The organism is Microcystis sp. LEGE 00066 (assembly GCF_015207925.1).
Lineage (GTDB): Bacteria > Cyanobacteriota > Cyanobacteriia > Cyanobacteriales > Microcystaceae > Microcystis > Microcystis ichthyoblabe_A.
On record NZ_JADEVX010000126.1, the window covers coordinates 1 to 12,630 of the forward strand.

At 43.5% G+C, this 12,630-nt stretch carries 6 protein-coding genes; 1 reads left to right on the forward strand and 5 read right to left on the reverse strand.

Annotation, left to right across the window (positions count from 1 at the left end; translation table 11 throughout):
- Positions 1 to 72: 72 nt before the first annotated feature.
- Both smc and IQ224_RS16255 read right to left on the reverse strand, forming a co-directional pair.
- On the reverse strand, positions 73 to 3,603 hold the full coding sequence (gene smc, locus IQ224_RS16250; protein ID WP_002742669.1) for a chromosome segregation protein SMC: 3,531 nt from the start codon (positions 3,601 to 3,603) through the stop codon (positions 73 to 75).
- A gap of 173 nt (positions 3,604 to 3,776) precedes the next feature.
- Positions 3,777 to 4,046 carry a YciI family protein gene (locus IQ224_RS16255; protein WP_002736230.1) on the reverse strand — a complete coding sequence of 90 codons (270 nt, stop codon included), beginning with the start codon at positions 4,044 to 4,046 and terminating at the stop codon, positions 3,777 to 3,779.
- A 307-nt stretch (positions 4,047 to 4,353) separates the two neighbouring features.
- On the opposite strand from IQ224_RS16255, the gene IQ224_RS16260 reads away from it, so the two are divergent.
- Entirely contained in the window at positions 4,354 to 5,601 is a 1,248-nt protein-coding gene (locus tag IQ224_RS16260; RefSeq protein WP_194033221.1) for a vanadium-dependent haloperoxidase, read from the forward strand.
- A 74-nt stretch (positions 5,602 to 5,675) separates the two neighbouring features.
- On the opposite strand, the gene IQ224_RS16265 is transcribed toward IQ224_RS16260, so the two are convergent.
- From IQ224_RS16265 to IQ224_RS16275, 3 genes are all read right to left on the reverse strand, one after another.
- Positions 5,676 to 6,188, reverse strand: coding sequence for a PEP-CTERM sorting domain-containing protein (locus IQ224_RS16265; protein ID WP_194033222.1), 513 nt, complete (start codon positions 6,186 to 6,188; stop codon positions 5,676 to 5,678).
- A 52-nt stretch (positions 6,189 to 6,240) separates the two neighbouring features.
- A complete protein-coding gene (locus IQ224_RS16270) occupies positions 6,241 to 10,932 on the reverse strand; it encodes an ExeM/NucH family extracellular endonuclease (protein WP_194033223.1) in 4,692 nt (1,563 codons plus the stop codon).
- A gap of 360 nt (positions 10,933 to 11,292) precedes the next feature.
- Positions 11,293 to 12,510, reverse strand: a complete 1,218-nt coding sequence (locus IQ224_RS16275; protein ID WP_194033224.1) for a hypothetical protein — start codon at positions 12,508 to 12,510, stop codon at positions 11,293 to 11,295.
- Positions 12,511 to 12,630 lie beyond the last annotated feature (120 nt).

Below are 12,630 nucleotides of genomic sequence, written 5' to 3' on the forward strand. Positions count from 1 at the left end.
AGAGGTTTCCTTCCCTACACCCCACACCCCACACCCTACACCCTACACCCCACTTCCCACTTGCGTCTTAGGTTAAACTTTAATTCCTAGTACCTGTGTATGGGTTCCCCGCGCTTGGGTGACACCGATGGTTCTTTCCGATGCTTCAATCATCGGCCGACGCAAACTAACAACAATAAATTGCGCTTGTTGTGCTTGTTTTTGAATCATTTTGGCCAATTTCTCCACATTTGCCCCATCTAAAAACATATCCACTTCATCAAAGGCATAAAAGGGAGAAGGACGATATCTTTGTAGGGAAAAAATAAAGCTTAAAGCGGTTAAAGATTTCTCCCCCCCAGACATGGAACTTAATCGCTGTACGGGTTTTCCTTTCGGATGGGCCACCAGATTTAAGCCACCATTAAAGGGGTCATTTTCGTCTTCTAGTTGCAAGTAACCATCGCCATCAGACAGGGTGGCAAATATAGTCTTAAAGTTTTCGTTAACAGCAGTAAATGCTTCCTGAAAAGCATTAAATCTGAGGGTGGTAAAGTTTTCTATCCGTAAAAGTAGTTCGGTTCTTTCTCCTTCTAGAGTTTGCAGTTTTTCTGATAGTTCATCTAATCTCTCTTTAGTTTTTTGGTGTTCTTCTAAAGCTAACATATTCACAGGTTCTAAAGCTGCTAATTTCTTTTGTAACTGCCGAATATCGCTTTGAATTTTCTCGAAATCTCGCTCACTTTCGGGAATTTCGGGCAAGGGATTGGGTAAGTCGCTTTCTAGTTGACTAATTTCTGTCTGTAAAGTTGTTAGTAATGCTCGTCTTTCCTCTTGATTGTTCACTAACTTCTCCGATTGCCAGATGGCCTGTTGTTGTTGGTTTTGTTGTTGTCGCAAAACTTTCTCTAATTGGTCTCTTTTTTGCTTGGTTTCCCCTAGTTGTCGGGATAATTGCTGTAAAGCTTGATTGATTTCTAAAATATGGTTATCAAGTTTTTCTATCTCCAGATTACCGATATTTCTCTGGTGAACTGCATCGGCAATCATCTTGTCAATCTCAATAATTCTATCCGCAGACTCTTGACTTTTTTCCTCTAGTCTGATTTGTTGACTTTGTAAATCTTTTAACTGTTCGCGGACTGTCGCGAGGTGATTTTCTTGGGTTTGTAACTCTAATTCTTGAGCGCGAATTATTCCCTGTACTTGTTGCCATTCGCTATGGGTATGATTGGCCTCTAAAGCAGTTAATTTCTCCTGTTCTTGCTGTAAGGATAACTCTAACTGAGGAATTTCTCTGGTTAATACTTCTAACCGTTGACGAGAAATAGTCATTTCCTCTTGCTGTCCCGATAATTGACGGGTTAAATCCTCTTTTTCTGTGGTTAAACGTTCTAAATCCTTGCTTAATTGTTGTAGAGATAATTGATTTTCCCGATGACTTTGACGGGTTTCGGTTAACTGTTGGGTTAACTGACTGATAAGATTATTAACTTGAGTAATTTTTTCTTCGTTGCGAGTCAGAATGCGATCGATTTCTGCTAATCTTTCCCGTAGAGATTCCGCTTCACTAGACTCCTTGGCAGAAATTTTACCAAAACGCAGCCCCGATCGCGTCGGTTGGCTGCCTCCGGTCATAGCACCAGTCATCTCTAATAACTCGCCATCCAACGTAACAATGCGATATTGATTGATATAATAACGGGCAGAGTCTATATCCTCGAAAACCACGGTACTGCCAAAAATATAGTTAAAAACCTCCCGATACTGGGATTGAAACTTAACTAAATTCACCGCTAAATCCAGATAACCCCGCGCATGACGCACAGAGGAAATATCTTGGGGACGGGGGGGACGAATTTTATTCAGGGGTAAAAAAGTGGCCCGACCGATGCGACGCTGTTTTAGTAAGGCAATTCCGGCGGCCGCAACGCTATCATCTTGGACGACTACATGACCTAAACGACCTCCGGCGGCGATTTCGAGAGCAATTTGATAACGTTCCTCTACTTCCCCCAATTGTGCCACTAATCCGCAGATTCCGGGCAAATCTGACTGTAATAATATTTGAGTGGCATAGGTTCCCTGGGCCTCCTGTTGTGCTTGCTTGGTCGCTTCCAGTTTATCTAATTCCCTCTGTTTGTCCCGTTGTTCCTTGAGCAGACGTTTTTGGGTGTCCTGACTGATAACGCGATTTTGTTCGGCAATGGTGAGTTTTTGGGCTAAATTTTGGATATCGGGTTCCGATTGATTAATTTTTTGTAATATTTCTTGACTTTCTTCTGTTTTTGTGCTAGTAACTTGCTCTAATTCTTGCAGACGTTGACCAGCTTCTACTATATTAGTTTGCAATCGATCGCATCTTTCGGTCAATTGGGCCCGTTGGCTACGGTAGGGGTTTAATTGTTCCTGAAGACGGGTAATATTGCGGGAAAGGTCACTTTGTTCTTTTACCCAAGCTTCTGACGCTTCCGCGAGACTACTTGCTTGCAGACGATGGTTTTCTAGGGTTTCCCTTGCGGTTTGGGTTGTCCGTAGGAGATTTGGTAAAATTTCAGTTTCTAAACGGCTTTTTTGGGCAGTAATCTGGTTTAATTCGCGATTATAGCGATTAATTTCCTCTAAAAGTCTGGTTTTCTGTGCCTGAGATTCTTTTTCGAGGTTTTCTAACTCTTTTTGTCGTTGTTGCTGTTGTTGTCGTTTGGCCTGTTGACTCGCTAATCGGGAAGTCAGGGACAGGTGTTCATCTTCCCCAAAAGCTTTGACCTGTTGATTGAGTTTCTCTAATTCTTGACTATTTTGGGCGATTTGTTCGGATAAATTGGCGATAGTCTCCGTTAAAACCTGTTTTTCCCTTTCTCCAGCTTGAATTTGTCCTTGTAGTTGCTGGCAGCGCTGCTGGAGATTTTGCCAATGCAGGACAATTTCCCATTGTTGTTTTTCTTGGACTTGGGCCTTGAGTTTTTGGTATTTTTCGGCTTTAATGCGATCGAGTGCTAATTTCTCCAGAGATTTTTGCAATTCTGTAGCAATTATTTGGCAGCGTTCTTCCCTTTCTTTAACCGAATCGATATTCTCCTTAGTTTTCTCAATTTTGCGGTCAAATTCAGCTACTCCTGCTAATTCGTCGATAATCTCCCGTCTTTCCTTGGCATTCATGCTGATAATTCGGGTTACGTCCCCCTGTAACACCACATTGTACCCTTCGGGATAGATGCGTAAACGGTTTAATTGGTCGTGAAGTTCGCTAACCGTACAGGTTTCCCCATTGATATAGTAGGTAGAAGTATAGCTGCCACCCTTAGCCACTTTTAAGCGTCGGGAAACCGTCCAATCCCTATCGGTTGCGTCAGGAATATCGGCAATATCAAAAGTCACCGAAACACTCGCTTCTGAGCTATGACGTTGACTGTTATAGCTATGATTGACTAAATCCGGTAATCTTTCGGCCCGCATTCCCTTGGAAGTAGCTAATCCCAAGCAAAACAACAATGCGTCAAGGATATTCGACTTTCCCGAACCATTTGGACCAGAAACCACCGTAAACCCCGGTAAAAAGGGTATAGGAGTCGTTCCCCCGAAGGATTTGAAGTGTGAGAGTTCGACCTTTTTGATGTAAACCATGGCAATAAGCAAAAAGTAGGCAAGCTATCAGCTGTCAGCTGGAATCGATAAGGGATAACTCCGGTTTATCCTTGACAATATCCTCAGACTTGACCGGAGATGAGTTTGATTAGTTGCGTAGTTGGAAAATTTTATGACAACACCCTTATAGAAAAATATAGCTGATAGCCCCCTTAGATGGCTTGAATCCATTCCTTGACTTGGTACTCTGTCCAGATGCCATTTTGCCAGTAGGGATCCGCTTCGATTAATTCTCGCACTTCTGACTCGCTGGCTGCCTGATAAATTGCAAAAACTTGGCTTAAATCTGCCGTTGGTCCGATAGTAACGAGAATTCCCCGTTCTTTCTGTTGATTTAATCCCTCTAGATGTGCTTGACGATAGGGTGCGCGTTTTTCCAGCACATTTTCACAATAACTACCCCAGACAACAAATTTCGGCATATTTGACCTGTACTCTCTTGATCTGTTGCTATTTTACGATCGAATCGTCAATCAGACTAAATCGCTCTAGAAAAGTGGCAAGTGGCAGGGTTTTCGGTTATCAGTGAACTGAACAGTCAAATCTGATAAGTAATAACTGCAATAGTTAATTTTTGTAAAAAGTAGTTGACAAATTGCCAGTGCTTTAAAGTGAGATTTATGTCACTTAACTTCTTGTTAACAGCCTAAACTTCTATGGTTACTATTGAAATTATTCAATAGACTGGGACTGTTAAGTCAAAGTTGCGATATTAAAGGAGGTAACGATATGAACGTAATTATCGAGTGGAATGACGTTTTTTTAGAAACTATTCGGAAAATTGGTGGCGGTCCGACACCGATTGCCCGGGCGGGGGCGATGTTACAGGTGGCGATGTTTAACGCCATTAATGCCCTTTCGGGGAATTTATACAGTCCCTATCCTAGCAATTTACAGTTAAAGCCTGATCCCGGTACTTCTCCTGAAATAGCGGCGGTTTATGCGGCCCATCGTATTCTTAGCCGGATTTATGTCAATCTGACCATGACTTTTAATACTGCTTTGGATACATCCCTGCAAAGATTAAACGTGGTTAAGATGTCCGATGCCGATACCAAAGGTAAAACGTTTGGGCAGGCCGTGGCCGATTCCATTCTCACCCTGCGTCAGAATGACGGTTCTGGCCAACCTCCCCTGTATAAACCGGGTAATCAGCCGGGGGATTGGCGACCGACAGGATCCGGGGATGCGGTTGCCCCCCAATGGCCAGACGTGACTCCCTTTGTCATGACTTCTGGGAGTCAATTTCGGCCGCCCTTTCCGGGTAACTATGCTAATAAAATCGACCTTCTCCGTAGTCCTGAATATGCGGCCCAGTTTAACGAAGTCAAACTGTTAGGGGCGGCCAATTCCCCTGTGCGTACTGCTGAAGAGGCTATAATTGCCTTTTTCTGGGCGAATGATGTGGATGGAACCTATAAACCCCCCGGTCATCTGTTCCGCATTACCCAAATTGTTGCCCAACAAAGAAATTTATCTCTACTGGAAACAGCGCGTTTATTTGCCCTAGTGGGTTTAGTCATGGGTGATGCCGCTATTGTCGCTTGGGATGCTAAGTACCGGCTGCCGATTAATCTCTGGCGACCGGAAACAGCGATCCGTCTGGCCGATCAAGATGGTAATCTTTTAACCGAAGCTGATCCCAATTGGCAACCCCTATCAATTAATACCGCCGGTCAGCGTTTTAGTCCCGCTTTCCCTGCCTATGTTTCTGGTCATGCCACTTTTGGGGCGGCCCACGCCGGAATTATGCGTAATTTCTTTGGTACTGATAACGTCACTTTTACTGCCGACACGGACGATCCTAACGCCGAGGGGATTAAACGCACCTATAATAGTTTTAGTTCGGCGGCTTTGGAAAATGGTCGCAGCCGTGTTTATCTGGGAGTTCACTTCCAATGGGACGGTGACCACGGTTTCTGGTCGGGTACACAGTTGGCTGATTTTGTCTATGCCAAAGTTTTACAGAAAGTTTAGGTAGAGTAACCGATAAACTACGCCTACCCATTAGTTTGAGGTAGGCGTTTTTAGCTAAGGAGGTCTCAAATTAGTTAGGGACTTTTGCGGAAGACAAGACCTATTCCTCCTAAAGTAATTAAACCGATAACGATAGAAGGTTCAGGAACTTTGCTAAAAGTTAGGCTACCTTGTCCTGCAATACCCAAGCGAGGAGTATAGGTAAAAGCCGCTTCACTGAGGTTAAACAATCCGCTAGTCAGGGCAAAATTAGCGATAGGAAAGAAAGCATTAGTAGAGGTGACACTATAATCGATGCCAATAAAAGTCCCATCGAAATAATTAGCCACCGGAGGGGCATCGGCCGAAGCGAGATTAAAGCTATGGTCGAGGAGATTAAAACTAATATTGGTCAAGGGGATAGATTCAAAATCTACGCCTGTAATCGTCCCATCATCGAAACTGGCCGAACCGGAATAAGTCCCATTCAGACTTCCAGAAGTTATTGCACCTTGAAAATTGTAAGTGATATTTGCCGCTTGTAAACTATTGACATTGGAACCAAAATATGCTAGGGCTAAACCTGTGATTACAGCAACTTTATTCATGGAAATTACTCCTTAAAAAAAACGGTGGGCATTGATAGCCCACCAAAAAAAACTAGAACAGGAAATTGGCAAGGTTATTCAAGACCGCCACCGCAACGTTATTAATTAACGCTAGGGGTAAAGGACTTGCGGCAGTTCCAAAACCATCAGTATCGATATTTAGAACCGTACTACTACCACGAGCAGTAAAAGTGATATAACCATCAGCAATGGGATTACTGCCGGTGTAATTCAAACTATTAAGCAGTTGCGTGAGAACAATTTTGTCGCTGCCGACGGTAAAATCAGTAATAGTATCACTGCGATCGCTCAAACTGACATAAACAAACAAATCATTACCACCTAAACCAGTTAGGGTGTCGCGACCTTGAAACCCGACTAAGACATCATCACCGGTAGTACCCACTAGATTATCAATGCCGGCCGTACCCGAACGAGTGGAACGCAAAACTTCATCACTGCGGAAATTGAGGTTTTGCAGACGGGTATCAAATTCTCTGCTCGCATCTTCCCCTAAAAAGGGTTGATTGAAGAAATTCGCCCGTAAATACTCCGCAAAAGCGTCCTGTTCCGTACCATCGGGGGCAAAAGTTGCATTTCCAGTGAAGTTGGGTGTACTGCCTAGCAAATTGACGCGATTGCGCTGGGGAATGGTATAACCATCCCCGCCATCAAGAAGAAAAGAAAGCGTCACCATGCGGAAGCTACGATTAGCATCACCAACAATTGCGCCATTTTGCACCACCACATCGATAACTGTGCCGTTTTCATCCTTAATTACTAAGGATTTTACTCGACTGCCAGCGGGGTCATCGAGGTCGAAACTCAAGGACATCCCCCCCACTTGCGGGAAACGGCCCTGGGAATTAGCAGGATCGTTTGTACTAGCCGCCAGGCCGTACTCCAAAATCCCTTTTAATTCAGTAGCGGTGACAGTGGTGAGACTGAGGGAATTATTAAAACTGAGGGCATTTTTAATCGCTACTTCTGAAATTCCCCCGGCCGGTTTCACCCCCGGTACTTCTTCCGGTGCTACCCGTACTGCTTCCGTACCGGTGGGAACGATGATACTGCCAATGCTATTGCGAATACCACCGCCATTTTTCAGGGAAATAACCACGTTAGCATCGGTTTTTTTGGCCTCAGCTAGGTTAGCATCGGCGGTAATATTGCCGAGGTTGGTTTCCTGTTGGCGAACTCCATCTAATCCTGTCCCCGACCGTTGACCATTGAGGAAAACCCTGGTAAAACCGAAGAAATTGCCCTCTTGAGCGTTAATAACGTCTCTGAGGGAATTGGTAATCGCCCGAATTTCGGGGTCTTCTAATCCTGTTCCCCCCACTTCCGTCACTCCTTGGGCATCGGTGGCGTAAGCGCCGCTAATATTGGGATTGTAGCTTTCGGGAATGATATGACCACTGCTATCAAAATCGATAACTAAGCGTCCGACGTATTTGTAATTAGCGTCGGTATTAACTACCGCTACCGGTTTTCCGTCCGGGTTAGTTTTAACAATGGGGTAAACGCCCTGGAAGGTGTCTCCGGCGCGTAAACGGTCATTTTCGTCGGTTAAACGAGTATGGGAACCACCAGCGACGATAATATCGACATTGCGTAAACGTTCCGCTAGGGCCTGTTCAATCGATAATTGTTGCATATGGGCTAACAAAACGACCTTATTCATCCCCGGATTAGCGGCCAAAAGTGCATCGACGGAAGCTTGAATAATGGCCGCTAAAGCATCAAGGTCATCTGGATTAGCAGGAGAAACTCCCACGTTACCCGGACTGGAAATTGAGCGTAAAATCGGGGTAGTTGCCCCAACAATGCCAATTTTCTCGCCATCGGGCAGAGTAATCACCGTACTCTTAGCGATTTTATTTGGAATGGTACTCGCTTCCCGACCATCGGCAGTCACTAAACTGGCTAAGTTGGTATCGGGGGCAAAATTAAGATTAGAACTGAGATAGGGGAAATTTGTACCCGGATAGTTGCCACTGGGAAGAATTAGATTACGGACAACTGCTGTACCTTGGTCAAATTCATGATTGCCAAAAGCGTTCGCTTGTACTCCTAAATTGTTGAGAATCTGGATATCGCCTCGGCCAACTGCCCCGAATACCTGTTCGCTGGCCCCGAAAAATAGCCCCGGAATGTAGGCATCTCCAGACGCAAGGGTGAGGGTATTGGCAAAACCCGCTACACCGTCATTATCGATGTCCTGCTGTCGCAAAGCATTTAACACCGCACTCATGCGCGGGGCATCATCAAGGGCTGAAATTCCGCCTTCGTTGTCGGAAAAATGGAATAATTGCAGTTTAAAGGGTTGAGGTGTGCTTAAATCTAAACCAATTAAAACGGGATCGTGATCACTGGTACGATAGGGGTTAACTTGGTAGAGTGCAGAGGGGTTTAAGGGGGGATTGGAGGGGTTTTCGCCGGGGTCGATTATATCGTCGTTATAGTCGAAAACATTAGGTTCATCAGCGTTAATGTGCCATTCTGCTACTCCCGTTACCTGGGAGGCTAAACTAGCATTAGCGAGAGCATGGTCGAGATAACCAGCTTGACCGTCGAAAACGAAGGAATAAGCGTCTATTCCACCGAATTGACTGACTAAGTTCGTGTATCCGGCGGATTCGAGCGCTCGAATTGGGTCTTCTTGGGCGTAGGCATTGAGATCCCCGATAATTAAATAATCCCTATCACCGCTATTAGTGGGATCCGTGGCTATCCAATCCCTTAAGGCTAAGGCCGCATTGGTGCGACTGGCATTCCAGAAACCTTGACCATCCCCTCGATCGAAGTTAGGATCACTTGTATTAGTTAAACCCGATTGACCTTTTGATTTTAGGTGATTGACGACTAAATTAAATTTGGCACCAGTATTGACTTCTTGGAAGGCTTGTGCTAGGGCGGGACGATTGCGAGTATCATCGAAACGAGGATCAACGCTACTGTCTAAGATCTTAAAATCACCTACAGGGGTCACTTTAGCGGGTCGATAAATCAATCCCACCTTAATCGCATCAGTGCCAATTGTACCTGTGGGGATAAAAGCGTAGGTTCCTGCACCTGCAACGGCATTTAAAGCGTTAACAAGCTTAGATATCGCCCCATCGCCGTTATTTTCCAATTCTATCAACCCGAAAACATCGGCATCAAGACCGATAAGCGCCGTGACTAATTTCTCCTCTTGACGCTGAAATTCGTTGATACTATTGGCACCCCTGGCATTATTAGTGCCATTGGCGACGGTGGTAAAGTAATTAAGGACGTTATAACTGGCAATTTTTAGGCGACCACCCACATTAGTGGGGGTTTCTGAGCGATTATTGACCGCTTGGAAGTCCACACCTTGGTTATTCTGGACGCGATAGGTGCCAAAACGTTGGTCTAAAACTCCGGTTAATCCCGTTACTGTGTCCCTGGCCCGTAGAATATTACTGGTACTGAGGGGATTGCCACCACGTCCGAATAAAGTCGTCGGAAAAGTGAGATTACTACCATCATCTAGGGTAATTCGTCGCAGATTATTACTCGCTTGTAAAGTATTGGCATCCGTCCCCGGATTGGTAACGTTAGTGGGTTGCTGTAAACGTCCCCCGGAGGATAAAACCACACTACCAAAACGACCAAGTTGGAAATATTCGGTTAAAGAGAGTGTTTCGGCGAAAGTTGTCCGCATTCCCTCAAAAGCTTCTAAAACTTGCGGTTGAGCATTCGCGTTCGAGAGATTACTAATAGTGGCGGCCGTGGGTAAGGGATTATTATTAGAAATAATTAACGCTTCTGTGATGCTGCTCAGTTGGGTTAAGGATGCCCCCGCGTTACCAAATTCACTAACTGTTCCTGTAATTCTAACTTTATCGCCGATAGTAACGTTAATAATCGGGATATTGCCTTCAAAAATAAATAAACCTTCGGAAGTCAGAGGATTACTATCGCTGTCGCTATCTTCCTCCTGGAGATAAAAACCACTTAATCCCGTATTACCCTGGAAATCTCCCACCACGATCGCCTCTACAGTCACCAATTGATTTAAAATTGGACTGACTAAACTCGTGCCTTGAATTTCATGGATTTTTACGAGGGTAGGAGTGGGCGGAACAACTGTACCGGGGGCGGCTAAACCAGTCACGGCAATATCATCAATTGCGTATTCATCGCGACTACCGCTACCGCTACCATCATCTCCTGTCCAACGCAGAAAAAAATTACTATTAGCGGCAATACTTAATCCAGAAAGAGTGATAGAACGAGTTACCGACTGCCAACCAGAGGTATCGGAAGCCTCCGGGGTGATAAAATTCAAACTGCTAACAGCAGTAAAAATATTTCCGTCCCCAGAATAGGAAAAATTCAGAGAATTAGCCCGATTTTGGTCGTTGCGAAAGCGGATGATATAGGAAAGAGTAATCGAATCCACTAAGCTATTAGTGACATTCTGTAAGCGTAGGGTGATAGCACCGGGGGTGAAGTCATCCCCGGCCGGTTGTACCCCAAAAGCATTATTTCCCGAAGCAACGGTGAAACCATAAACTCCCCCGGTGTTGACAGGAGAAGAGGCGCTTCCCCTAGCAAAATCTCCTAAAGAAGTACGGGTGTCCCCATAGGTCATGCTGCCATCGGAAAGACCGGAAATAATCCAAAGGTCGGAATCTAGCTGACCTAGACTCGGAATCGGGGCGAATCCCGAACCAGTAAAAGTATTAAAATTTTCTGTAAAGGTAGCGTTACTCATACTGTAGTGATGAAGATGCCTTTACTACCCTAGAGTTCAAGGATTAATGACTGGTAAACTCTCCTTTAATGACCCGTAAACCTTTGGTTAAAAGAGATTATTCGTTAAATTCTAGCCTTTCTCATAGACATGACGTATAACGTTAACGATAGCCAAATTGCACAATGAATGAAATCCTATCCAGTAGAGTTCCGTCAGAAAATCCTAGAATTGTCATTATAACTAACCCATCTCTCCCAGACAATTAGCGAAAAGATTCTATATTTATTCGGTCATCAAATCCAGTTTACAAGCTTCCGGGTTGGTAGTAACCACTTCAGTGGTTGTTTAACCAAGAACAAGAGGAAAAGCAACGTAGAATTATTTTTTAAGATAAATACGAACTCCTTTAACTTCATCAACTAGCCGATAATTTTCCTTGATAACCCTAGCAATTTCAGGAAAAACTTCGTGTTCCTGAGTTTTTCTATCTTTAAATACAGTCATTCTTGGAGCTACAGCATCAACAAATAACTTAGCATTAGAATTAATAAGATCGTCTGCATACTGTTTAAAAAAATATTGCTGTAGGGGAGAGTAGTTAAGTGATCCGAGTACACCGGCCCTTGTTGCTTGTATAAGTCCCGTGTCAAAATATAACTCTGATGCCCATCCCCAGACAGCCATAGATTCACCAGGAGAAGCATACTTTAGAATATTTTTTGCAATCGGACTAAGATAATTTTTAGCAAATACTCTGCAATTATCGAGGTAAACATTATCTAATTTTATTATCGTTGCAAATTGTAAAAAACTAGCAGTAATTGTAATAAAAATCACACCTGTTAAAAGAGATAACTTTAAGTTTGAAAGAGTTAATTGCGACACCTGTAAGACTTTTGCCAGTTCACCTAGAAAAACGCCGATGAGAAATCCACTAGGTATGATTAGAAACAGCAAATAATGAGTAAACCCGTTCCCCGGTCTAATAATTGAGTAACTCGATGCAACCAAAATAAATAAACTGTAATAGACAAAACAAAATGTGTTAGACTTTTCTTGATTTAGGCTTAAGGAAAAACGCTTTATTATTAGAAATGGGACTCCTAATATCAAGACAATTGCTGTGAATAAAAATAATATCCTTGTATCTGGCACTCTTCTTAACATCCGAAGAAATATGTTAATTTTTCCGAAAAAGCTTAGTTGATTTACGTTTCCCATCAAACCATGGGTAGAATAAATCAATAAATTTTGTTGTATGTAAGATTTCCAGAAAGCATCATAGATTGAGAAAATTGTTAGATATAGTATAACTAAAGCCGAGAACAAGATTCCCCCAAGAAAGAAAGCAGCAAGACTCCTAATGAATTGACCTCTTGCGATGCTTTTTAGCCAGAGTGTGTGCAAAAATATACAAGCAATTGATAAAGCTATAGGAACTGACTGCATTTTGGCAAAAGGAGTAAGTCCCAGGATAAAACCCAAGGCAAATATCAGGCGATTAGGATTAGATGAATTACCAGCATAATATTTACAAACGATTAACAAAGCTACACTTAATATTACAATCGAAAAATGTTCACTTGTATCCCACATTCCGCACCCTCAACTGTCACAGATCAAAAAAGCCATTAAAGTAGTACATAATAACTAAAATTAATTCAAAGGTTAAAAGGGTTAATGAGAATATATAGCATTAAAAGGGGTATGGAGCGA